The sequence below is a fragment of the Paenibacillus sp. RC21 genome, assembly GCF_044907935.1.
Classification (GTDB): Bacteria; Bacillota; Bacilli; order Paenibacillales; family Paenibacillaceae; genus Paenibacillus; species Paenibacillus terrae_A.
The window spans coordinates 715,434-739,507 of record NZ_JBIYCS010000003.1 but is presented as its reverse complement, the minus strand read 5'-3'; the positions used below and the strand labels follow the sequence as shown (position 1 = coordinate 739,507).

25 protein-coding genes are annotated in these 24,074 nt (G+C 47.7%); 8 read left to right on the top strand and 17 right to left on the bottom strand.

The window, feature by feature from the left end; genetic code table 11:
• Positions 1–74: 74 nt before the first annotated feature.
• From ABIA61_RS13190 to ilvB, 4 genes are all read right to left on the bottom strand, one after another.
• The gene (locus tag ABIA61_RS13190) at positions 75–1,616 is read right to left on the bottom strand and encodes a 2-isopropylmalate synthase (RefSeq protein WP_404580827.1); all 1,542 of its coding nucleotides are present in this window, start codon (positions 1,614–1,616) and stop codon (positions 75–77) included.
• A 124-nt stretch (positions 1,617–1,740) separates the two neighbouring features.
• Entirely contained in the window at positions 1,741–2,733 is a 993-nt protein-coding gene (gene ilvC, locus ABIA61_RS13185; RefSeq protein ID WP_014280566.1) for a ketol-acid reductoisomerase, read from the bottom strand.
• A 163-nt stretch (positions 2,734–2,896) separates the two neighbouring features.
• Entirely contained in the window at positions 2,897–3,382 is a 486-nt protein-coding gene (gene ilvN, locus ABIA61_RS13180; RefSeq protein WP_283655220.1) for an acetolactate synthase small subunit, read from the bottom strand.
• 1 nt (position 3,383) lies between these two features.
• The gene (gene ilvB, locus ABIA61_RS13175; protein ID WP_283655219.1) at positions 3,384–5,129 is read right to left on the bottom strand and encodes a biosynthetic-type acetolactate synthase large subunit; all 1,746 of its coding nucleotides are present in this window, start codon (positions 5,127–5,129) and stop codon (positions 3,384–3,386) included.
• A 614-nt stretch (positions 5,130–5,743) separates the two neighbouring features.
• Here ilvB and ABIA61_RS13170 point away from each other — a divergent pair.
• Positions 5,744–6,184, top strand: coding sequence for a GNAT family N-acetyltransferase (locus tag ABIA61_RS13170; protein WP_044646666.1), 441 nt, complete (start codon positions 5,744–5,746; stop codon positions 6,182–6,184).
• A 34-nt stretch (positions 6,185–6,218) separates the two neighbouring features.
• Here the strand turns inward: ABIA61_RS13170 and ABIA61_RS13165 are convergent, their stop codons facing one another.
• Entirely contained in the window at positions 6,219–6,566 is a 348-nt protein-coding gene (locus ABIA61_RS13165; protein ID WP_283655218.1) for a hypothetical protein, read from the bottom strand.
• Positions 6,567–6,592: 26 nt separating this feature from the next.
• On the opposite strand from ABIA61_RS13165, the gene ABIA61_RS13160 reads away from it, so the two are divergent.
• Positions 6,593–6,739 carry a hypothetical protein gene (locus ABIA61_RS13160; RefSeq protein ID WP_404580826.1) on the top strand — a complete coding sequence of 49 codons (147 nt, stop codon included), beginning with the start codon at positions 6,593–6,595 and terminating at the stop codon, positions 6,737–6,739.
• A 94-nt stretch (positions 6,740–6,833) separates the two neighbouring features.
• On the opposite strand, the gene ABIA61_RS13155 is transcribed toward ABIA61_RS13160, so the two are convergent.
• From ABIA61_RS13155 to ABIA61_RS13120, 8 genes are all read right to left on the bottom strand, one after another.
• Complete coding sequence (locus ABIA61_RS13155) at positions 6,834–7,793, bottom strand: ABC transporter permease (protein ID WP_283655217.1); 960 nt, start codon at positions 7,791–7,793, stop codon at positions 6,834–6,836.
• A 1-nt stretch (position 7,794) separates the two neighbouring features.
• Positions 7,795–8,874 carry an ABC transporter permease gene (locus ABIA61_RS13150; RefSeq protein WP_283655216.1) on the bottom strand — a complete coding sequence of 360 codons (1,080 nt, stop codon included), beginning with the start codon at positions 8,872–8,874 and terminating at the stop codon, positions 7,795–7,797.
• Positions 8,867–10,405 (bottom strand): ABC transporter ATP-binding protein, encoded by a 1,539-nt coding sequence (locus ABIA61_RS13145; RefSeq protein ID WP_283655215.1) that lies wholly within the window; start codon positions 10,403–10,405, stop codon positions 8,867–8,869. The genes ABIA61_RS13150 and ABIA61_RS13145 overlap by 8 nt, the downstream gene beginning before the upstream one ends.
• 141 nt (positions 10,406–10,546) lie before the next feature.
• Complete coding sequence (locus ABIA61_RS13140; RefSeq protein WP_283655214.1) at positions 10,547–11,584, bottom strand: BMP family lipoprotein; 1,038 nt, start codon at positions 11,582–11,584, stop codon at positions 10,547–10,549.
• 377 nt (positions 11,585–11,961) lie between these two features.
• A complete protein-coding gene (rplT, locus tag ABIA61_RS13135; protein WP_007429517.1) occupies positions 11,962–12,321 on the bottom strand; it encodes a 50S ribosomal protein L20 in 360 nt (119 codons plus the stop codon).
• Between the two features lie 53 nt (positions 12,322–12,374).
• Entirely contained in the window at positions 12,375–12,575 is a 201-nt protein-coding gene (rpmI, locus tag ABIA61_RS13130; RefSeq protein ID WP_013309379.1) for a 50S ribosomal protein L35, read from the bottom strand.
• Between the two features lie 20 nt (positions 12,576–12,595).
• On the bottom strand, positions 12,596–13,093 hold the full coding sequence (gene infC, locus ABIA61_RS13125) for a translation initiation factor IF-3 (RefSeq protein ID WP_014280557.1): 498 nt from the start codon (positions 13,091–13,093) through the stop codon (positions 12,596–12,598).
• Positions 13,094–13,400: 307 nt separating this feature from the next.
• Positions 13,401–14,639 (bottom strand): glycosyltransferase family 2 protein, encoded by a 1,239-nt coding sequence (locus ABIA61_RS13120; RefSeq protein WP_283655213.1) that lies wholly within the window; start codon positions 14,637–14,639, stop codon positions 13,401–13,403.
• A gap of 602 nt (positions 14,640–15,241) precedes the next feature.
• Between ABIA61_RS13120 and ABIA61_RS13115 the strand changes: the two genes are divergently transcribed.
• Both ABIA61_RS13115 and ABIA61_RS13110 read left to right on the top strand, forming a co-directional pair.
• Positions 15,242–15,769, top strand: a complete 528-nt coding sequence (locus tag ABIA61_RS13115) for a phosphatase PAP2 family protein (protein ID WP_283655212.1) — start codon at positions 15,242–15,244, stop codon at positions 15,767–15,769.
• A gap of 51 nt (positions 15,770–15,820) precedes the next feature.
• Positions 15,821–16,954: an MGDG synthase family glycosyltransferase gene (locus ABIA61_RS13110; RefSeq protein WP_483874943.1), complete on the top strand. Its 1,134-nt coding sequence runs from the start codon at positions 15,821–15,823 to the stop codon at positions 16,952–16,954.
• Positions 16,955–16,976: 22 nt separating this feature from the next.
• On the opposite strand, the gene trmB is transcribed toward ABIA61_RS13110, so the two are convergent.
• Positions 16,977–17,690 carry a tRNA (guanosine(46)-N7)-methyltransferase TrmB gene (gene trmB / locus ABIA61_RS13105; RefSeq protein WP_283655210.1) on the bottom strand — a complete coding sequence of 238 codons (714 nt, stop codon included), beginning with the start codon at positions 17,688–17,690 and terminating at the stop codon, positions 16,977–16,979.
• Positions 17,691–17,794: 104 nt separating this feature from the next.
• Positions 17,795–17,992 (bottom strand): hypothetical protein, encoded by a 198-nt coding sequence (locus ABIA61_RS13100; RefSeq protein ID WP_013370066.1) that lies wholly within the window; start codon positions 17,990–17,992, stop codon positions 17,795–17,797.
• Between the two features lie 305 nt (positions 17,993–18,297).
• Here ABIA61_RS13100 and mnmL point away from each other — a divergent pair, with 305 nt between their 5' ends.
• The 4 genes from mnmL (at position 18,298) to ABIA61_RS13080 (ending at position 21,972) form a co-directional block, all read left to right on the top strand.
• Entirely contained in the window at positions 18,298–19,251 is a 954-nt protein-coding gene (gene mnmL / locus ABIA61_RS13095) for a tRNA modification radical SAM protein MnmL/YtqA (RefSeq protein WP_404520000.1), read from the top strand.
• Entirely contained in the window at positions 19,252–19,833 is a 582-nt protein-coding gene (gene mnmM / locus ABIA61_RS13090) for a tRNA 5-(aminomethyl)-2-thiouridylate-methyltransferase MnmM (protein ID WP_404519998.1), read from the top strand.
• 160 nt (positions 19,834–19,993) lie between these two features.
• Positions 19,994–20,968, top strand: coding sequence for a type I phosphomannose isomerase catalytic subunit (locus ABIA61_RS13085; RefSeq protein WP_283655208.1), 975 nt, complete (start codon positions 19,994–19,996; stop codon positions 20,966–20,968).
• A gap of 26 nt (positions 20,969–20,994) precedes the next feature.
• Complete coding sequence (locus ABIA61_RS13080; RefSeq protein ID WP_283655207.1) at positions 20,995–21,972, top strand: alpha/beta fold hydrolase; 978 nt, start codon at positions 20,995–20,997, stop codon at positions 21,970–21,972.
• A gap of 121 nt (positions 21,973–22,093) precedes the next feature.
• On the opposite strand, the gene ABIA61_RS13075 is transcribed toward ABIA61_RS13080, so the two are convergent.
• Both ABIA61_RS13075 and odhB read right to left on the bottom strand, forming a co-directional pair.
• Positions 22,094–22,624, bottom strand: a complete 531-nt coding sequence (locus ABIA61_RS13075; protein ID WP_283655206.1) for a YfiT family bacillithiol transferase — start codon at positions 22,622–22,624, stop codon at positions 22,094–22,096.
• 137 nt (positions 22,625–22,761) lie between these two features.
• Entirely contained in the window at positions 22,762–24,072 is a 1,311-nt protein-coding gene (odhB, locus tag ABIA61_RS13070; protein ID WP_283655205.1) for a 2-oxoglutarate dehydrogenase complex dihydrolipoyllysine-residue succinyltransferase, read from the bottom strand.
• Between the last annotated feature and the right edge of the window lie 2 nt (positions 24,073–24,074).

The following is a 24,074-nucleotide window of genomic DNA, read 5'->3' as shown; positions in this document are numbered from 1 at the left end:
CTGTAGTAAGACAAAACAAAACAGGACCGGAAATACCCGATCCTGTAAACTCCAAATTGCTTGATTCGCAACCATTAGGACTTGTAATCTACACGATTGCTGTAGTTTTTACGCTTGTCGATCAAGCCATTCAATGCATCCACATAAGCGCGGGCACTTGCTTCCAGAATGTCAGTGCTTACCCCACGTCCCTGTACAGACAGATCGTTTTGGGTCAACACGACATGCACTTCACCCAGAGCATCCTTACCTTGGGTAACAGACTTGATCGAGTAATCCGAAAGAACGACTACCTCGCTGCTGGCTTGGTCAATCGCATTGTAAATCGCATCGACCGAGCCGTTCCCTTCAGCTTCCGTCTCAATAACCTGACCTTCGTCGGTAACCAAACGTACCTTGGCGGAAGGTGTAGCCTCGTTGCCATAGGTTACGAAAATCGTTTCCAGCTTGAAGACTTCCGGTGAATCGGCCAGTTTTTCTTCCAGTAGCGCCAGGATATCATCATCCGATACTTCTTTCTTCCTATCAGCCAAATCCTTGAACTGTCCGAAAGAGCGGTTCAGCTCCTCTTCGCTCAATTCGTAGCCCAGCTCGATCAAACGTTCGCGGAAAGCATGGCGACCGGAATGCTTGCCCAGTACCAGCTTGCTCTCCTTCAAACCAATACTTTCCGGCGTCATGATTTCGTAGGTCGTTTTTTCCTTCAACATGCCATCCTGGTGAATACCCGATTCATGTGCAAAAGCATTCGCTCCAACAATCGCCTTGTTGCCCGGCACAACCATGCCCGTCAGGCGGCTGACCAACCGGCTCGTACGTGCGATCTCGGACAGTTGCAGAGACGTTTTGGCCTGGAAAAATTCCTGTCTCGTCTCCAGCGCCATTGCAATTTCCTCAATAGCGGTATTTCCGGCGCGTTCACCGATACCGTTAATGGTGCCCTCAATCTGATCCGCCCCGTTCAGGATCGCAGCCAGTGTATTGGCCGTAGCCATTCCCAGGTCGTTGTGGCAATGTGCGCTCAGTTGAACCTTTTCCACATCAACCACATTCTCCTTAACATGCTTGAAAATGTTGCCGTATTCATATGGTGTCAAGTAACCCACGGTATCCGGAATATTGACGACAGACACACCTTCCTGTACAGCCATGGTGACCATTTCCACCACAAAATCAAGCTCTGTACGACCTGCATCCTCCAGAGAAAACTCTACCTTTGGCAAATATTTTAACCCGTAACGAATGGCTGAACGAGCGGTTTCCAATACCTGTGCCTTCTCCATCCGCAGCTTATGCTGACGGTGAATCGGAGAGGTTGCCAAAAAGATATGGATACATGGGTCCTGAGCTCCCTTAAGTGCCTCGCGGACCGCATCAATATCTTGTTCCCTCGCACGTGAAAGACCAATAACCGTTGAATTTTTGACAGCCTTGGCGACTGCATTGACAGCAGCCAGGTCACCCGGAGAAGCAGCCGGAAAGCCAGCTTCCATACGGTCAATTCCCAGTTTCTCCAACTGGTAGGCGATCTCTACTTTCTCACGGGTATTCAAGTTCACACCAGGTGACTGTTCTCCGTCTCTCAACGTTGTGTCAAATATATATATTTTGCGCAACCTAACACACCTCCCTCAGGATAGAAGCATTAAATTACAATGCGGCTCACGCAATAAGCAGGGCCGCATTGTAAGATTACATTATGAATGAATCATATTGTCGAACTCGTTGTACAAAAAGATCTTATTTTTTGATCCAGTGCATCATTTCGCGCAATTGTCCGCCCACCACTTCAATCGGATGGTTAGCTTCATTACGGCGAGTAGCCGTCAGGAATGCACGTCCGGATTGATTTTCAAGGATAAAGTCACGAGCAAATTTACCTTGTTGAATGTCTGTCAATACGTCTTTCATTGCTTTCTTCGTATCTTCTGTTACGATACGTGGTCCAGTTACATAGTCGCCATATTCCGCTGTGTTACTGATAGAATCCCGCATTGTTGCCAATCCGCCTTCATACATCAGGTCAACGATCAGCTTAAGCTCATGCAAGCATTCGAAGTAAGCCATCTCAGGAGCATATCCTGCTTCAGTCAGCGTTTCAAAGCCCGCTTTTACGAGTGCGCTCACGCCGCCACACAATACCGCTTGCTCACCGAACAGATCCGTTTCAGTTTCTTCACGGAAGGAGGTTTCGATCACGCCTGCACGTGTACAGCCAATACCTTTGGCATATGCAAGACCGATTTCTTTCGCTTGACCCGTTGCATCCTGCTCGATTGCGATCAGACCCGGTACGCCAAAACCTTCTACATAGGTACGACGTACCATATGACCTGGGGATTTTGGAGCAACCAGCAGTACATCGCTATCTTTAGGAGCAACGATTTGTCCGAAATGAACGTTGAAACCATGGGAGAATAAAAGAGCTGCGCCTTTTTTCAGGTTAGGTTCAATTTCATTTTTGTACACAGAAGCTTGTGTTTCATCCGGCAACAAAATTTGAACCACATCTGCACGGCTTGTTGCATCAGCCACGTTCAGAACTTCAAAACCGTCGTTTCTTGCAACATCTGCCGATTTGCCTTCACGCAAACCGATAACAACATTCAGACCACTATCACGCAAGTTTTGTGCTTGAGCATGTCCTTGGCTACCGTAACCGATAACGGCAACTGTTTTTCCTTTCAATACGCTGAGCTCTGCATCTTTTTCGTAGTACGTTGTAACTGCCATGGTTAATTTCCTCCTTTTAATTGGACCCTTCATAATGAGCGGGTACTCCAAGAGACTCTGCCTCGTTACCAAAATTTGAAAATCTCTTCGAGCCCCCGCTCTTATGCGGGCGGTTCTTTATTGATGTAATGCGCTATAAGCGGTAATTCGTTAAAGCTCCGTATTAAGCATTGCCACGTATCATGGCCGTAACCCCGGTTCGGGTCAGCTCACGAATACCGTAGGGCTTCAACAACTCGATCATAGCATCAATTTTTTCGGTATCGCCAATGACCTGAACAATCAAGCTCGTCGTTCCAACATCAACTACTGCTGCTCTGAACGTTTCCACGACACCCATAATTTCTGGCCGCTGAGGTGGTTCTGCTTTCACCTTAATCATCGCCAATTCCCGCGCAACCATTGGCTTGGAGCTAAGATCAATAACCTTGATTACATCAACCAGCTTGTAAAGCTGCTTTTCAATCTGCTCCAGATTGTTCTCATCTCCTATGGTCACAATGACCATACGGGATAATCCAGCTTCCTCCGATTGACCCACGGTAATGCTCTCAATGTTAAAACCACGGCGACCGAACAGGCCGGACACACGCTGCAAAACGCCGGGATGATCATTTACCAGTACAGCAATGGTATTTTTAATCGTCATTTTACTCGTCCCCCATCAGCATTTGATCAATCGTCGAACCTTGCGTCACCATCGGATATACATTCTCTTCCTTGTTGACCACAAACTCGACAACGACCGGTCCGGGTGTATCAAGCGCCTCCTGCCAAGCCCGACGTGCCTCTTCCTTATTCGTAGCACGCAGTCCTTTTACGCCGTATGCCTCAGCCAGTTTCACAAAATCCGGGCTTCCGGCCAGATCAATATGGCTATAGCGATTGTCATAGATCAATTCCTGCCATTGTCGAACCATCCCCAGCACCTGATTGTTGATAATTACGATTTTGACCGGGATGTTATTGATTGCACAAATGGCCAGCTCCTGCGAACACATCTGCATGCCGCCGTCTCCGTTAATTGAGATAACCAGTCTGTCGGGATTCGCCATCTGAGCGCCGATCGCGGAAGGGAAACCAAATCCCATCGTGCCCAGCCCACCGGATGTTACCCATGAGCGCGGCTGATTGAATTTATAATACTGCGCCGCCCACATTTGATGCTGACCCACATCCGTCGTTACGATTGCGCCGCCTTTGGTCGTTTCATCCAGCAGCTCGACAACCCATTGCGGCTTAAGCACTGTATCCGAATCCTTATAAGAATAAGGCTTCTCATTTTTCCATTGTTGAATTTGCGCTCTCCATGCATCCGCTCGATTCGCGCGTTTCACATCCTGATTCAGCAATTCCAGTACCGCTTTCACATCGCCTACAATCGGAATGTCTGTCGGTACGTTTTTACCGATTTCAGCAGGATCGATATCAATATGGACGATTTTGGCGTGAGGAGCAAAGCCGTCCAGCTTGCCTGTCACCCGGTCATCAAAGCGGGCACCAATACAGATTAGCAAATCCGACTGTTGAATCGCCAGATTGGAGGTGTACGTTCCGTGCATCCCCGGCATTCCCGTCCACAGTTCATGACCGCTTGGGAAACCGCCCAATCCCAGCAATGTTGTCGTAATCGGAATTTCCGTTTTGCGAACAAACTCGTAAAGTGCCTCATGTCCGCCGGAGTATACAACCCCGCCACCTGCCAGAATAAATGGGCGTTCCGCTTCAGCAATAGCCTGAGTCAGCTTGTCTAGCTGAATTTTGTTTGGTAATACCTTCGGGTTATAACCTCGCATGGTCACAGGTCCCGTTTGCGGAACAAACAGCGTTTGGGCTGCCGATATATCCTTCGGAATATCAATTAGTACCGGACCCTTGCGACCCGTGTTGGCAATATGGAACGCCTCATGAATGATTCGCGGCAGATCCTCTACATCTCTTACCAGATAGCTGTGCTTCGTAATCGGCATCGTGATTCCCGTGATATCGGCTTCCTGGAAAGCGTCCGTGCCGATCAGGGAAGATACAACGTTACCCGTGATGACCACTAACGGCACCGAATCCATAAAAGCCGTCGCAATGCCGGTTACCAGGTTGGTTGCTCCAGGTCCGGAAGTCGCGATACAGACGCCGACTTTACCGCTGGCACGTGCGTAACCATCTGCCGCATGAATAGCTCCCTGCTCGTGACGGGTGAGGACATGCTTGAAATCCTCAAAGCCGTACATGGCATCATAAATGTAAAGCACTGCACCACCAGGGTATCCGAAGACACAATCTACTCCCTCCAGCAACAGGCTACGGAGCAAAATTTCCGAACCTGTAATCACTTCAGGTTTCATCCACTTTTCACGTAATTCATCGGTTGACCGAACTTCAGGAATTTGTGCACTCATTGGTCATCCTCCTTCACAAAATTTACATACATCTGACATTTGTAAAAACAAAAAAACCTTCCATCCCTAGAACAGACTTGCTGTTACTGAGGGACGAAAGGCTGTAGCTTCCGTGGTACCACCCGTGTTTGCCCGATATTTCGCAATACCGAACCTTGGCAGGTACAGAAATCACAAAGGATCTCCATATCTGGCGTCTGTAACGTAGACCATACGATTTTCCCTAATAGGTGATTCAGCGCACCGCTAAATATCATCGGGCCCAAATACTTTTCAGGAAAACAGCTCCAAGGTGAGCTCGTTAAAAAGGGATTTTGGTGAAGCTTGCAGCTAATGCCTCACTCTCTGAACAAAAGAGCCCTAATCACTTCGTCCTTTTCATTGCCGTTGAGTTCATGTCATTCTTTCAAATGTTTAGACACATTATATGTCCCCCATCTGGGATAGTCAATACCCAGATTTCATAAAAATTTATGTTTTTTCTCCGGGGTACCTCTGAATCGCACGCTTCCATGAGGTATCCGCATATTATAAAAAAGACCACACGGCGAGACTGTGCGCACCTCCAAAGCTGCGTCTTGCCTTGCTAAAAGGGTGGAAAAGGAGGCCCGCTTATGATCCGCAAACGCAGCGCTCAGGATGACCGCATGATCCTTCGACTGATCGAGCAAGAGCTTGTTCCCCTATCGCATTTAAGCGCACAAGAAATGGATCAAATTCGTAAAGAATTACCCCGGCGCTTAAACCGGGGCATCACTTTTGTCGCTTGCAGGCCGGATAATGCACAGCCTGTCGGCTTCATTCATGTCATGCTGCATGGAGAGCTGCTGTATATTGATTTGATCGCAATCTCTTCGTCTCATCAAGGCCAGCGCTACGGAATAAAACTGCTGGAGCATGCCGAGCAATATGGGCGACTACGACGCTGCAAGCGGGCAAAAGTCATGGTAGACGAAGACAATATCCGTGGAATCCGCTTTTATCTGCGCAACCAGTACCAAATGCTACGATACGTCTCCCTGAGCCGATGCCATGAACTTGAAAAGGCATTGTGAAAAAGTACCTCCTACAGCTCATCATTCCATTATCCTAGAATAAATTGGGGTAAAACGGATAACCTCCGGGGTATCCCCCATCTGTATATGGGCCGTACTGAGGGCCACCGTATCCCGGTCCCCCATAACCTGCTCCGTAACCGCCATAACCGCCACCATATCCACCAACATAAGGAGCCGTGCCGATGGCAAGCAAGTCGAACAGCACCAAGGGAATAATCGCCTTCGTCTTTACCTTTTTCTTACGATTGGGTTGAAGAATCAGTCGGTTACCCGAAATGCGAATCAGCTTGCCGCTGACCTGGGAACCATCCTTGCGAGTAGCCAGAATGACTTTGCCGACAAGCTTCTCCACCTGCTTTCTGGTCACTGCCTGTTTCATCGTATTTCCTCCTTCTTTCTCAACGGATGGACAGATTGAACGGCTCCTTGATAGCTCACCGCCACCACAAAAACAGACTGGAGCTGACAGGGGCCGAGCGTTCGTCCAATCTGCATAGCACAGTCTATTCCATCCATGCCAGAAGCGTATGTTTAAATGCCTGCACAACCTAAAAAAATCCGGTACCTGCGAATGCAGATACCGGATTTGCGAACAAATGCAATTTTCAGATTTCAAGACAAACAGCTTTTAGCTGCCCATGTAAAATTAGCGCTTGCTTGGATCATAGAGCTGACCCAAAGCAGCAGGAGCACGCGAGCGCCCTACAGCCGCTACCAGAACAATAATCGTTAGGAGATACGGCAGCATAAAAATAATTTCCTGGGGAATACTTTGCGACCATGCGAATAACTGCACATAGTTGCGAATGGCCTGAGAAAAGCCAAAAAACACAGCTGCGCCAAAAGCGCCGAGCGGATTCCATTTTCCGAAAATCATAGCGGCAATGGCAATATATCCTTGACCGGATACCGTATTATGCGAAAACATATTTGTCGTCGTCAAGGTGATCGTAGCTCCGCCAATACCAGCCAACGCACCGCTGATCATGACCCCGATATAACGCAGTCGATTTACCTTGATACCAACGGTATCCGCAGCGCCCGGATGCTCTCCGACAGAACGCAAACGCAAGCCGAACGGCGTTTTATACAATGTAAAATATCCAATAATGACTAATAATATGGCCAAATAGGTCGTTGGATAGGCTTGGAAAAAGGCTTTTCCCAAAATCGGAATATCTACTAGATAGGGAATGGATATTTCGCTAAACCCCTGAATTCGCCCAGTATCCCCATCACCCTCAAATAAAAGCTTAACCATGTATAGTGTACTGCCTGCCGCCAAAAAGTTAATAACAATCCCGCTAATGACCTGATCGGCTTTAAACGTAATCGAGGCTACAGCATGAATCAGCGAAACCAGAATGCCGAATACCGCCGCCGACAGCACACCTACCCAAGCCGCAGAGGTTCCCCCCAGCCCTGCTTGTTCCGCATAAAATCCGCCTACACCCGCCGCAAACGCCCCGAACACCATAAGACCTTCCAGCCCGAGGTTCGTTACACCGGATTTTTCCGAAAAAACTCCGCCGAGAGAGGCAAATATAATCGCCGTCGCAAAAACGAGCGTTGTATGGATTAATTCACCAAGTGTTAACCAACTCATTTTACAACACCTTCTCTTTCTTCCGCTTGGAGTAGAGCGGCTTCACAACCCAACGTACAATTCCCTGGGCTGCAATAAAGAAAATAATCGAGCCGATGACAACCCGAATAATTTCGGGCGGTACATCCGCGCTAAAGCTCATCCCCGCAGAACCATACGTTAGCGTTCCGAACAAAACAGAGCCAAGCAGCACACCGAACGGATTATTCATCCCGATGAGCGCCACGGCGATACCGTCAAAGCCGGTCCCCGGCGATCCTGCCATGACAGATTGATAATGGAATACCCCCAGCACTTCAAAGGCACCCGCCAATCCGGCAAAAACACCACTAATGAACATCGCCTTTACGATGTTGCGATTCACATTCATACCTGCATAGCGGGATGCGTCCTGATTAAATCCGACAGCACGCAGTTCATAGCCCTGCTTGGTTTTCCACATGAAAATATAGAAAAACACCGCCGCCAGCACAGCAATGACGGTCCCCCAATGAACCCGGGCATTTCCCATCATCTGTGACAGCCATTCAATCGAAATCGAAGCGGAAGGCAGAATATCCACGGAACGATTTTCACCCTCCATGAGTGCGAACTGGTTAATCACCAGGTTAGCCAAATACAGACCAATCCAGTTCATCATAATACAGGTGATAACCTCATTAACGCCACGCTTGGCCTTCAAATAGCCAGCAATTGCAGCCCATAGACCCCCGAATACCGCCCCAGCAATGATTGCCAGCGGTGCATGAATAATAGCAGGCAGTCCATGCAGCTTGATGCCTACAATCGAAGCAGCCGTCATACCCACCAGAAATTGACCTTCGCCGCCGATGTTAAACAATCCGGCACGGGCAGCAAAAGCAAATGCCAACCCCGTCAAAATCAGTGGGGTCATCTCACGGATTGCCTCACCAAAATTGTATGAGTCTCCGTACACACGGCTAAATAGTGCAGAATACGCCACAATGGGATCATAGCCGCCAATCAGCATTACGACAGCACCCAGAAGAAGACCCAAAATAATAGAGACCAGCGCCAGAACAAAGGAGTCTTTCGTAAATATTTTCAATAGGTTAGCCATTCTCTACTCCTTTCTTCACTGCACTTCCGGCCATCATCAGTCCCAATTCCTGATCATTCGTTTCTTCCGGCAGCACTTCCCCAACAATCTTGCCCTCATAGATGACAGCAATTCGGTCGGAAACATTCATAATTTCGTCCAGTTCAAAAGAAATGAGCAATACCGCTTTGCCTTGATCCCGCTGGGCAATCAGTTGCTGCTGGACAAATTCAATCGCTCCAACATCCAGCCCCCGTGTAGGTTGGGCCGCAATGAGAAGGTCTGGATTTTTATCTATTTCACGCGCAATGATTGCCTTTTGCTGATTACCGCCAGATAATGCTCTCGCCTTGGTATGAATATCCGGCGTTCTCACATCAAATTTCTCAATGAGACTTTTCGCCTGCTTATCAATAGCCTCTTTGTTCAGAAAGCCGTTTTTACTGTAAGGAGCCTGATAGTAGGACTCCAGGACCATGTTTTCGCTCATGGAAAAATCGAGTACCAACCCGTGCTTATGCCGGTCCTCCGGGATATGCGAAACGCCTGCCTCTGAAATTTTACGTGGCGACTGATTCGTCATCTCTTGTCCGAGCAATCGAATGTGTCCGCCATCGACCTTGCGTAAACCGGTCAAAGCTTCAATCAGCTCACTCTGTCCGTTACCATCCACTCCAGCGATTCCCAAAATCTCACCTGCCTTGACTTGCAGGTTCAGCTCATTCAGAACGCTAATGCCATCCTTGTTTTTAGAGACCACATTGCTCATTTCAAGAACGGTTTGTCCCGGCTTCGCAGGCTGCTTGTCCACTTTAAAGGTCACACGGCGGCCTACCATTTTCTCCGCCAGGTCATTCGGCGTCGTTTCCGATGTCTTGACCGTATCAATGACCTGACCCCGACGAATAATCGTAACTGTATCTGCAATTTGCATGATTTCTTTAAGTTTATGAGTGATCAGAATAATGGACTTGCCTTCAGCTACCAGACGCTTCATAATGTCCAGCAACTCAATGATTTCCTGTGGAGTCAGTACCGCTGTCGGCTCGTCAAAGATCAGGATATCTGCACCACGATAGAGCGTTTTGATAATTTCCACACGCTGCTGCATGCCGACGGATATATCTTCAATTTTGGCATTCGGATTCACCTGAAGGCCGTACTGCTCAGACAACCGCTGTACTTCGGCGGCAGCCTTTTTATAATTGATTTTCAGACCTTTGCGTGGCTCCGAGCCCAGGACAATATTTTCGGTGACAGTAAACGGCTGCACGAGCTTAAAATGCTGATGCACCATGCCAATACCCAGATCAATCGCCTTATTTGGGCTATCAATCTGTACTGGTTTTCCACCGATTTCTATCGATCCTTCATCCGGCTGATACAGTCCGAAAAGAATATTCATAAGCGTAGATTTACCCGCACCATTCTCACCCAAAAGGGCATGAATTTCTCCCTTATGCAGCTTGATGCTGATGGAGTCGTTGGCAACGATGCCGGGGAATCGTTTTGTAATTTGCTTTAACTCAACGACGGGGGTCGCTGCATCCATGAGATCACCCTTATATACTTTATAGTATGTGCTCCAATGAGCTGATTTACCGTTATGATCTGTATAACTCCAGACGTAAGAACAAGGCTAGTCTTGTGAACCAGCCTTGTCGCCACCTTTATTTATCTTGCAAGCCAAATCTTATTTCGAAGGAACTGTAATTTCGCCCTTAATAATTTTTTGCTTGTATTGTTCTACGAGATCAAGCACGTCTTTAGGAACGTTTTTACTGGATGTATCCGCCAAGCCAATTCCGTTATCTTTCAGAGCCAGCGTTTCGATACCACCCTTAAATTTACCGTCGATAACTTCCTGGGATACGCGTTTTACGGCTTCATCCACACGTTTGACCATTGAAGTCAACGTTACGTCATCACCAAACTCAAGCGATTGGTCTTTATCTACACCGATAACCCATACTTGCTGACCTTGTTGCTTCCGTGCGAGCGCTTCGTTAAATACGCCTGTACCTGATCCGCCAGCTGCGTGGAAAATAATGTCCGCACCGCTGTTGTAGATCGTTGCAGCCGCTGCTTTACCCAGATCCGGCTTATCAAACGCACCTGTGTAGTTTACTTCCAATTTTGCATTTGGATTAACTGCTTTAATACCCGCTTCGAAGCCTTTTTCAAAACGTTTGATCAGCGGGCTATCTTGTCCACCCACAAAACCGATTTTGTTTGTTTTGGTGAGTTTACCAGCTACAACCCCCACCAGGAAGGAACCTTCATTTTCAGCAAAAACAACCGATTTTACATTAGGCGCATCTACGACACTGTCGATGATCGCCAGATTTTTGTCAGGATTGTCTTTCGCTACTTGTCCAATCGCATTCGCCAGATTAAAACCAATACCCCAAGTCAGGTTAAAACCGCCCTTAACAAATTGGTTCAGGTTAGGAATATAATCTTGATCCGATTTACTTTGCAAGTATTTAGCCTTGGCGCCTGTTTCTTTTTCAATGGCTTGCAATGCTTCCCATGCAGATTGGTTAAACGATTTGTCATTTACTCCACCTACATCTGTAACCATGCCGATTTGGACATTCGATGTTTTGGCAGAACCACCTGCGTCTCCGCCACTTGCGTTGGACGCCCCTTGATTTTTGTTACCGCAGCCTGCGAGAATGACTGAGATCGCTAGCAGCATAACCAAAGACATACTGAACATTTTCTTCATGCTGATACTGTTCCCCCTTAGTGTTAGATCCCTGGACTGTCTCTTTTCTCTGAAAATGGACACGTCATACATTCCATTTACTGTCGAGACAGATCGTACAGAAGACTTACTTTAGAGATTATACAATTATGATCGACTAAAATCTAGATGATTAATAACCTTGGGTCAATTTTTTTTGAAAATTGATTAATGTAAGCGCTACACCTATTGTAAAATCCATACATTCTGTCATCATACGTCATGTTTATTCGTATTTTGAATAATTTGGACTTTTTTCATTTCGTTAAGTATGTACAAAAAAAGGCATCCCTACACAGCATACTGCTCGGGATACCTTTTCAACCACTTTCGCGGTTTCAACGCCTTCATTTCAATAATTAAGCGTTGATTTTGCCTTTAGCAACAGTTGCCAAAGAGTTGAACGCATTGATATCGTTGACTGCAAGATCAGCCAAGATTTTGCGGTTAATGTCCACACCAGCCAATTTCAGGCCGTGCATCAGTTTGCTGTAAGACAAACCGTTCAAACGAGCTGCTGCATTGATACGCACGATCCACAGTCTGCGGAAGTTACGTTTCGTCTGACGACGGTCACGGTATGCGTAAACAAGCGATTTCATTACCTGCTCGTTAGCTGTTTTAAAAATGCGGTGTTTGGAACCAAAATAACCTTTAGCAAGCTTCAATACTTTTTTATGACGACGACGAACGACGAATCCGCCCTTTACTCTTGCCATATCAAAAGACCTCCCAAATAATGTTTATGCTTAATTCATTGCCGTGCTGTGTGCTATTTCAGGTTAGCAAGACCTTGTTTCAGACGCTTAACGTCCCCAGGTGCCATCTCAGGGTTAGTACCCAGTACGCGTTTTGCACGTTTGGATTTGTGGGAAAGCAAGTGGTTTTTGTAAGCTTTGTAACGCATTACTTTACCAGTACCAGTAATCTTGAAGCGGCCTTTAAGGCTGCTATGTGTTTTCATTTTGGGCATTGAACTTCCTCCTTAATTTGTCATTGACTCTTTGGAGCCAATATCATAATCATGCTGCGTCCTTCGAGCTTGGGTTGGCGCTCCACGGTACAAAGATCAGCAACTTCCACTTTCACACGCTCGAGAATTTTTTGACCCACATTAGCATGGGTAATTTCCCGACCACGGAAACGAACGGAGCATTTTACCTTGTCCCCTTCATTCAGGAACTTAACCACATTGCGAAACTTGGTCTGGTAGTCATGCTCCTCGATGTTGGAACGGAACCATACCTCTTTGATGTCAACGATCTTCTGGTTTTTACGGGCTTCCTTTTCTTTCTTCTGTTGCTCATAGCGGAATTTTCCGTAATCCATAATCCGACACACGGGCGGCTTCGCTTGAGGCGCCACGTTCACGAGATCCAAGTTTGCGTCAATCGCCATTTGCAGAGCTTCACGAGTCGGTGTAATCCCGATTTGTTCCCCGTTAGCACCAACCAGACGTACTTCTCTCACCCGAATCTCATCATTGATCATATGTTCCTTACTAATAACCCTCCACCTCCAGAACCTGTTATTGTTGTATTGTGTTAAAGCACAAAAAAGGGATGACGACTATGCAGCCGACATCCCTGTCTGATACTCAATTCATCATGAAAGTTCAATTCACAAATCATTGGATCAAGACCAGCCGGCAATACCGGACAGGTGAGAAGTCGGACCTTCTACTTATAATCCATACTTTTCAATTAACATGCTTGAACATCTTATCACGCAACTCACCAGAGTGTCAACACATTTATTCAAAACAGTTGGCACTTAGGATCTGCGATACACTCAGCATTTAGCCCTGCTTACTTTGAACTTCTTCCAGCCGAACGACACGGGTATGCTGGGTGTGGCTCCATTGCTTGTTGTTTTGCGTAAAGAACGCATAGAACGTAATCGGATACCACGAAACCAGATAGACAGGGAACAGCAACAAATAAAGATACACTTTTTTGAACGTGACCTTTTCCAGGATCATCGCGATCAAAAAGGTGGTAATATTCAGACCAACAGCTATAGCACCGGTCCAGGCCGGGAATTGTACATAGATATTTTCGATATTAGGTCCACCAAATAACGTAATGTCTACCCACATCGCTACTGTCATCAAGAAGGTAAGCAGTACGATATACACGTTCAGACCATAGAGAGCCATATCGAATTTGACCAGGCTTCTATGCTTGATGCTCTGCCACAGCAGTGGGAAGAAATAACGGCGAGCGACTGTAAAGTGACCCTGCATCCAGCGCAGACGTTGTCTGGAGGAAGCTTTAAAAGTCAACGGCTTCTCGTCATATACCTTGGCATCATAATTAAATCTTGGATATACATTACGTTGCGTACAGCGCATGGTAAACTCCAAATCCTCTACCAGACTCGTCGCACCCCAGCCCATTTCCTTGAGCAGGTTCGTTTCAAAACACATGCCTGTACCACCAAGGAAGTTAGCCATGTTCAGGTTGTGACGTGACAACTGCCACAGACGGTTGATGTACCAGTAAGATACTCCGTATGCCGCAGTAATCCATGAATCCTCAGGATTCTTCGTATCAATGTACCCCTGGATAACACGGGCACCTGTGCACAAGTCGTTGTTCATTTCACTCAAGAAATTCGTATGTGCCAAATTGTCAGCATCGAACATGACAATCGCATCATATTGACGTGGCATAGCCCACAATTCCTTGAGCATCCACTCAATGGCGTAGCCTTTACCACGCAAATTCGGATTCGTACGTTCACAAGCATTCATGCCGTGTGCGCGAACGATATCCGCCGTCTTGTCCGTACAGTTATCACAAATAACGAATACATCGTACAGTTCCTTTGGATAATCAAGTTGCTTCAAGTTCTCCATCAATGCTCCAACAACCTGTTCCTCGTTGTGGGCAGCGACCAAAATGGCAAATGATTTTTCCGGAGCCGCATGCTCTTTCCTTTTTTTGCGAACCAGACCGAACAAGGAGAATCCAAACTGATAGACCGCGATCAGCGCCAGAATAATCTGGAGCGTCACAAAAATGGCGTCTAACATAATCTCTTGTTACCCCCTTTTTTATACCCCTTAAAAATCTTGCGTTTGTTTGTTTTCTATCTCTGTAGCGCAAGTTGCGGCGCTTTGCGCGCCTTTTTTTGTAGTTTTTGACCCGACCCTTGCTTTTTTCATTGACTGTGTGCAGCCCCCTATTGGCTGACACAGGAACGCCATTACGATTTTCGTTGGTTTTCAATCTTTTGTCAAAGCCTCTAAACCGTTCTCAGCAGCAAAAAAACACGACAAACTCCCGTTTGAACCAGGAATGCGACGCTGATCCTTTCATACATGACGGTAGGTCTTATTTTCATCCATTTGCTAACTTTTTATTTCTTTAGTCCCTCCTTTTTTGTGGTCCATTTAACAGCCACTTCTAAATACTCTATCGTATTAGACGAATGAACGCAAAGAAAGTTATACAATTCAACTTATATTCCATTAACATTTTTGTGTAGAATTGAACCAGATAAGTTGTGATTCTTGAAATGAGCAGCGTTTAAAAATATGATGAGAGCAAGAGAATAATGACTTATCACCTGATTCTGTCCAAGTGATTCAAAATATTTGCCGACCAACCCGGCACGGCAACCGGAGGAAACCAAATGCAACGTCTAGTCGTAAAACTTGTAAATCTGGAGCAGCAGTTGTTCAAATGGATCAACGGACGCTTACACAATCGTTTTTTGAACTTCTGGCTTTATTATCTTACACATCTGGGGGGAGCGACCTTTACAATCACCTCTACACTGCTTGTATGGCTGCTCGCTCCGCTTCCATGGAAGGAATCCGGTATGAAGGGGGCCATCGCGCTTGGAGTCAGCCACATCCCTGTAGCCATCGCCAAAAAGCTGTACCCGCGGATTCGTCCGTACCTGGCACTGCCAGATACGAATACGTTCCGTAATCCCCTGTCGGATCATTCTTTTCCTTCGGGGCATACAACCGCTATTTTTTCAGTAACCGTTCCTTTTATGCTACAGTCCCCCATGCTAATACTGCTTTTGCTGCCCGTCGCGCTGATTGTGGGTTTTTCCCGAATTTACCTGGGGCTCCACTATCCTACGGACGTACTCGCAGGGGCGGTCATCGGCACATCAGCAGCAATAGGAACGGTTGCATTCTGGCCTTAAAGCCGATATGGTATGATTGAGAACATCCCAGCAGGAACAGGTGAAATGAGAGTGGCTAAAAAACGAGTGTTATTATTATCGGAAGGTTTCGGTGCCGGACATACTCAAGCTGCGTACGCACTCTCAAGCAGTTTGCGCAAGCTTTCTCCGAATGTGCAGACCAGAGTGCTGGAATTAGGGAGCTTTTTGAATCCGAGAATGGCTCCGCTCATTATTACAGCGTATAAGAAGACTGTCATATCGCAGCCTCGCCTGATCGGAATGGTTTACCGTCATCAGTATAAAAAATCATTAAACCGTCTTACAACGCTCGCTTTGCACCGTCTGTTCTACACGCAGACCCGAAACATTCTTCGGCAGCTTCGTCCTGATTTGGTGGTATGCACTCATCCCATCCCAAGTGCAGTAATTTCACGTTTGAAGCGCTTGGGCGTACATGTTCCGCTCTGTACCGTCATTACAGATTACGATGCGCATGGAACGTGGATCAGTCCCGAGGTGGACCGTTACTTTGTATCTACGCCTGAAGTCATGCGTAAGCTGCGCACACGCGGAGTGCCTATGTCGAAAATTCAAGTAACGGGTATTCCGGTTCATCCGAATTTCTGGGAACATCCGGGGCACGACGAAATCCGGGACCAATTCGGTCTTAAGCCGATTCCCACCGTACTCGTTATGGGCGGCGGCTGGGGTCTGATGAACGACGAAGTCATTCATCGCTCGCTTACCCACTGGAGAGAAAACATTCAATTTATTTTTTGTCTGGGTCATAATGATAAAATTCGTCGTAAAATGCAGCTGGATCCCCGCTTCATTCATCCGAATATTCATATTTTCGGATTTACGCGGAAAATCGACAAATTAATGGAGGTATCGAATCTGCTCATTACCAAGCCCGGCGGAATGACATGCACCGAGGGGCTGGCAAAAGGGATTCCGATGTTGTTTCACAAACCTCTCCCCGGACAGGAAGAAGAAAATTGTCAATACTTTACGGCTCAAGGCTTCGGAGAACCGATTACTTCGCTGGATGTTGTCGTTAAATGGATGAACCGGCTGTTACACGAATTTCCGGAAATCGTTCGCAAGCGACAGGATCACGTTCATAATGTAGCGCGATATTATCCTCTTCAGAGTGCACAGAGTATTTTGGATATACTGGAACCAAACAGGGTGCTTTCCTAAAAGGAAGCACCCTGTTTTTTATTTATTTCCCATACTTCTCAAGACGCATTTTCTCATACTCTTCCAATGCATCTTTGCCAATCAACACCTCGACACGATGGATGTTCATGCCTTTGCCCATAAATTTATGTTCATACTCAGTCATGACATGCTCTTCGTTGATACCATCACGATGAAGATTCAACGATATATTCGTCATTTGCAGACCACTATCAGCAAACGAATTCAGCGAGAACTCAAACAGCGTCTCCGAATCGGTTTTGAAATGAATTTGCCCCTTGCTATTTAAAAGTTGCCGGTACTTGTCCAAAAAGCGCGGATGTGTCAAACGACGACGCGCGTGCTTGGCTTTAGGCCACGGATCGCTAAAATTCAAATAAATGCGTTCAATTTCCCCAGGTTCAAAAACATTCTCAATCTGTTCAATGTTCGCAAGCGCCAATTTGATATTAGGCGGCGTATCAACCTCTGTATCACTCCAGGCCAGACGCGACTTTTCCGCTGCGCGACGCACCAGTTCATCATACATATCAAAGCCAATATAGTTGATTTCCGGATTCCGATAGCTCATTTGACTGATGAACCGACCTTTGCCCATACCGAATTCCACATGAATCGGACGATCATTGCCAAAAAGCTGCTGCCACTTTCCTTTATACTGTCCCGGCTCCAAGATGACCAGGTCCTGCTGTTCTTCCAGACTTTCCCGTATTCCTTTTCTTCCGCGTAAACGCATGTTACTCCTCCATATGCTCTGTTATCAAGGAAAAAGGAATCTCACCCCCGCTTGAAGATACGGAAATGAAATTCCTTTTTCAATATATTTGGATTGGGGTCCAACTAATTTAATTGTTCATAGTCTACCCCATCAGCAGGTGAAAAATCAATCGTCTTTTGGCAAGCGGCTCTGATTTTTTGACGTGCGGCCGTTCCAATCTGGCGGTCTTGCCCAAAACGGACACCAGTCAGCGCCAATGCCTCGTCAAAGGTTAACTCAACAGTAACTTTATCCATACGCGTTTTATCCTGCGTATTCATAAAAGATCACCTCACGGGTTATTAGTGATGGAACCGACGTGCATTTACCCTAAAGCAGGCGATAGAAGCAGCATAGCTGCCCTGAAAAATAATCATTAGCCGATGGTTAACTTTTATTTTCAGGATCGAAAACAGTCCTTTTATATTATGTCTGGTACCGCTTACAATATAACACATGGTGTAACCTTTTTCAATCCTGAATCCAATAAAATCCGCACTTTCTCTTGCCTTTCGCTCTCAAGTGATTCCCAATTCCGACTGATTTTTGTTACAATAGGGTGATCGCAAAAAAAAGGAGTACACCCATGAAAACAGATTTGTTGCCTGCTTCTCTCCTGTGGGGAGATAAACGGTTCCATACGTGGAATTACGAAATGCGCGAGCAATTTCAAAATAAAGTGTTCAAAGTCATGCTGGATGCAGGCTTTACCTGTCCGAACCGGGATGGTTCCATTGCCAAAGGAGGCTGCACCTTTTGCAGCGCACGGGGATCTGGTGATTTTGCCGGACGCCGCCGGGACGATCTCGTCACCCAATTCAATACGATTCGGGACCGACAGCATCTAAAATGGCCAAACGCCCAATATATCGGCTATTTTCAAGCCTATACGAATACGTATGCCCCGGTTGAGGAGCTACGCGAATACTTCGAGGTCATTCTGGAGCAGCCCGGCGTTGTTGGTCTGTCCATCGCTACACGTCCCGATTGCCTGCCTGACGATGTAGTGGATTACCTTGCCGAGCTGAACAAGCGCACATACCTGTGGATCGAAATGGGCCTGCAAACCGTCCATGAATCCACCTCGGAGCTGATTAACCGCGCCCATGACACTCAATGCTATCTGGAAGCGGTGGAAAAGCTGCGCAAGCGCAATATCCGCGTATGCGCGCACATCATTTACGGACTGCCGCAGGAAACGCATGAAATGATGCTGGACACAGGTCGTGCAGTGGCGGCTATGGATGTGCAGGGCATCAAAATCCACCTGTTGCATCTCATGCGCAAAACGCCGATGGTCAAGCAGTATGAAGCCGGATTGCTTCGCTTTCTGGAAAAAGATGAATACGTCAAGCTGATCGTCGATACGCTGGAATTTTTGCCGCCCGAAATGATCGTTCATCGGTTGACCGGGGATGCACCACGGGATTTGCTGATGGGTCCGATGTGGTCGCTCAAAAAATGGGAAGTACTCAACGCCATTGACGATGAACTAAAATCACGGGAAACGTGGCAAGGTAAGTATTGGAGGCAGCCTTAAATGGGCTTCCTGTCTGTACTGAGCTACGCTCATCAATTGGTAGCTGCGCGAGTCCAGCCGGGCGATACGGCTATAGATGCCACAGTTGGCACCGGAGCGGATACGCTGTTCCTGGCTAAGGCTGCCGGAAGACGGGGACGTGTCTATGGCTTCGATATCCAGCAGGAGGCTTTGCAGCTCGCTCGTCGTCGGCTGGACAAAGACGAATCCCTCTCACTGGCGGAGGTATCGCTATTGCTGCAAGGTCATGAGCAGATGCGGGAAGCCGTTCCCAACAAACTGCATGGCAAAGTCGCTGCGGTCATGTTTAATCTCGGCTACTTGCCCTCCGAAGGCGCTGATCCATCTGTTATCACGCATACCGACAGTACACTCGCCGCTCTTGATGCGGCACTGTATCTGCTGCGTCCGCGCGGTATTCTGACCGCCATACTGTATCCGGGACACGCTGGAGGCGGCGAGGAAGCCGAAGCTGTCCTTCAATGGGCCTCCACCCTCCCGGTATCCAGTGGTCAAAGCATTATTTACCGCCAATTACAACGAGCTGCTTCGCCTTACGTAGTGGCGGTTGAAAAGAAATAATGTCGCATTTTTAAATTCGCATATTCAGGTTATGAGCGGCTTTTTTAGCCGCCTTACATATATCTTTTTTTGAGCGTCGTACGGGCTATTCACCCCAGTTTTATTGCCCCAGCGGCATGTTTCTGGTCGCACTCATTACTCATTATGGAGGAGAGAAATTATGCTAAAGCCATACCCGCTGCAATTTCAACCTGAGTTCAAAGAGAGAGTTTGGGGAGGACGAGCCTTGGAGCAATTCGGTTTAACCCCGCCGGAAGGGCATATTGGGGAAGGATGGATGATTGCCGATCATCCAAATGGAACCACAACGGTCATCAATGGCCAGCTGGCTGGCAAGGGGCTGGATGAAATTCGCGAAACCTACGGGCAGGACTGGCTCGGGGCCAAGGGTGTATCGGAAAAAGGCGGACGTTTTCCGCTTCTGATCAAGCTGCTGGATTGCAATGACGATCTGTCCGTGCAAGTGCATCCGACAGACGATTATGCAGGACTTCCAGCCGGAGAGCTGGGAAAAACCGAAATGTGGTACGTGCTTGATGCCAAGCCGGATGCCAAAATTATTTACGGTTTGACCGAGGGCGTGACCCGGGACAGCCTGCGTACCGCCCTTGAAAGCGGAGACATCCTGGGTAGCTTGCGTCAGGTTCCTGTTGAGGCAGGCGACACATTCTTCATCCCTGCTGGAACCGTACATGCGTTGTGTGCAGGCGTTGTTGTTGCTGAAATTCAGCAAAATTCAGATACCACCTATCGGTTATATGACTACAACCGTCCTGGTCTGGATGGCAAGCCCCGTGAGCTGCATATCGAGGATTCCCTCAATGTGACCTCTTACGAGGGGGCTGGTGCAACAACAATGAAGACAGGTGGTTTACAGCCGGGTGAATGGCTTCAACTCGCAGCCTGTGAGTATTTTGTCGTGGAAAAGGGTATCGTAGAGGGAAGCTGGGCGCTTTCCACAACCGATGACAGCTTTACCATTCTCGTGATTTGCGAAGGCAGTGGTACATTAACGTGGGACAATCATTCGTCGTCTCTCTCCTGCAAAGCTGGAGATTGCTTCCTGCTCCCCGCTAATCTGGGTGGTTACACGCTGAATGACGGAATGACTGTCCTTAGATCTTATCTTCCTTAAAGCTTAAAGGGTGTGTTGTCTAACTTATGCGGGAATATACCTTCACCATCGCTGAAAATGACGGAACGGAGCTTTTTGCCTACCGCTGGCTACCGGATCAGCATACGCCCGTGCGGGGAATCGTTCAGATTTCGCACGGGATGTGCGAGACATCCTACCGCTATATTCGCTTGGCTGAGAAGCTTACAGCTTCCGGCTATGGTGTATATGCCAACGATCATATCGGCCACGGACGTACCGCCGGTGATTCTGATAAGCTTGGCATGCCAGGGGCGAATGCATTCCAACGAATGGCAAGCGGTATGCTGGATCTGGGCGAAATTGCGGCCAAGGAGTTTCCAGATCAGCCTCGTTTTTTGCTCGGTCACAGTATGGGATCCTTTTTAACCCAGAAAATCATGTATGATGATAAGCAACAGTATCACGGATTTATTTTATCGGGAACGAACGGACGGCGTGGCCTGCTGAAACTTGGAGAACAAGTTGCCCTGCTGCAAGCCAAACTGCAAGGAATGGATCACCGCAGCATACTGCTCAACGCTATGGTCTTCGGCGGATTTAATCGAGCCTTTCGTCCGGTGCGTACAGCGTTCGACTGGTTATCCCGCGATCCCGATGAAGTAGACCAATTCGTACATGATCCGTTATGCGGTGCCATCTGCACGACAGGCTTTTTTCTAGATTTTTTCCGGCTTTTGCAGGAAATTCATTGGCCCTCCTCACTCGAAAAAATCAATCCCAAGCTGCCAATCTATATTTTTGCCGGGGATCGTGATCCGGTGGGGTTGTTCGGTAAAGGTGTTCTAACGCTGGTGGATATGTACCGGAGTCTGAAGCTTCAGGATGTAGAATATCGTCTCTATCCTGACGGCCGACATGAGATGCTGCATGAAACGAATCGCCATGAGGTCATGACCGATATCGTTGATTGGCTGGATCGCCATATTAACACAGCAGCGACCTCCGTTTCTGTTATGTCTGGAGGCTCTGAGGCATCTTCATAAATAGCTCTTAATAAAAAGAAACCTTCAAAACCACGGTTAAAGTGAGTTTAAAGGTTTCTTTTTATTTCTTTGTCTGCGTCGTGACACCACAAGTAACTTTTCAGTTCAGCTTATTAGGAGATTACCATGTATTCCGTTCTCTTAGGGAAGTAATATGAGCTATATGATGTTTGCCGTGCCAGGCATAGATGCCAATGTTTCGTTCCAGGCGGATCGTCTGACCCGATTCCGGATGGATAAACGTTCGGTGTAATTGATCATCCCCCAGCGAACGCAACACAACCACCCACCGTTCATGCAGCCCTTCCAGCAATTGCAGAGAAGGCTCCAGCGGAAGCTCCCTTGCATCCGGTATTTCGGCCCAACGCCCCTCATCATATGGCTTAATCGTGGGTGTATCCTCTGTTAGCGCTAGCTTGAAGCGAATATAACCGTTCATATGGCTGTCTGCCAAATGATGGACAACCTGCCGAACCGTCCAGCCTCCTTCGCGATAAGGCGTGTTCAACTGTTGTTCGTCCAGCCCTTCGACCGCCTGACGAAGCTGAGAAGGCAGTTCAGCAATATCGTGAGTCCATGCCAGAAGCTGTTCTTCTGTAATGGTATCCGGAACGACGAATGGCCCAATCGGGTAGCGCAAATCATGATCCAAAACAGTTCCCCACCCTTCTCTGCATCTGAGTATCCTACTACCTGTAATCTTATGTTATAACTATGCATGAAAAAAAGCAGACCCGCAAGAGCCTGCTTTTTCATATACGTAAAGATTGGATACAACTGTTGATCTATTTATCCTTCCAGCAACAGTGATTCCGGATCTTCCAGCAATTCTTTGACCGTTACCAGGAAGCGAACCGCTTCGCTGCCATCAATAATCCGGTGATCGTAGGACAACGCGATATACATCATCGGACGATTTTCCATACGTTCCTCGTCAATGGCAATCGGGCGAAGCTGGATTTTATGCATTCCCAAAATACCCACTTGCGGTGAATTCAGGATCGGCGTAGACAGCAAGGAACCGAAAATACCTCCGTTGGTAATGGTAAAGGTTCCACCTTGCAGATCCGCCAGAGAAAGCGAATTGGAACGTGCTTTGCCAGCCAAATCTGCAATGCTTTTCTCGATTTCGGCAAAGCCGAGACGATCAGCATCCCGTACAACGGGTACAACCAGCCCTTCCTTCGCAGATACAGCAATCCCGATATCATAGTATTTTTTCAGTACGATATCATCGCCGTTAATTTCCGCATTTACAGTAGGGAAACGCTTGAGCGCACCGACCACTGCCTTCGTAAAGAAGGACATAAAGCCCAGCCCAACATCGTGCTTCTCCTTGAACTTATCTTTGCGGCGTTTGCGAACATCAAGGATGGCGGTCATATCCACTTCATTAAAGGTCGTAAGCATAGCGGCCGTTTGCTGTGCCTCAACGAGACGTTTGGCAATGGTCGCTCTGCGGCGGGACATGCGCTGACGTTCTACCGGCTTGCTGTACTCTGTCTGAGACGGAGACGCAGCAGGTTTATTCGCAGCGGGAGAAGCAGGTGCAGGTGATGCAGCACGCGAAACATCGGCGCTGTTCCCATGCGTTTTAACGTCCTCCTGGAACACGCGTCCAAGCGGGTCCTTCCCCTGTACCTGCTCCAGATCAATTCCGCGCTCACGCGCCAGCTTCCGGGCAGAGGGAGATGCCGTCTGACCGTTCCCGTCACCGTGGGACGGAATAGGCTGTGCGGCCTGTTCCGCTGCTGATTTGCCATCGCCTGCTGTGGAAGCAGGCGAAGTGGCTACAGGCGGTGCCTCCGGCGCTTTGGTCGCTGCTGCTTCTCCGGCACCGGATGATCCTGCGCTAACGCTCCCACTGCCGCTTCCGATCAAGCCTACAGCTTCACCGATAACCACCGTTTCCCCTTCCTGTCGAAGGATTTTCTGGACTACGCCCGCTTCTTCTGCGCTAATTTCCAGATTGACCTTATCAGTTTCCAGCTCCAGTAGAACATCCCCCTGTCCTATGGAATCCCCTTCCTTCACAAGCCATTTGGAGATTGTTCCTTCCGTGATGGATTCTCCCATTGCTGGCACTAAAATATCGCTCACAG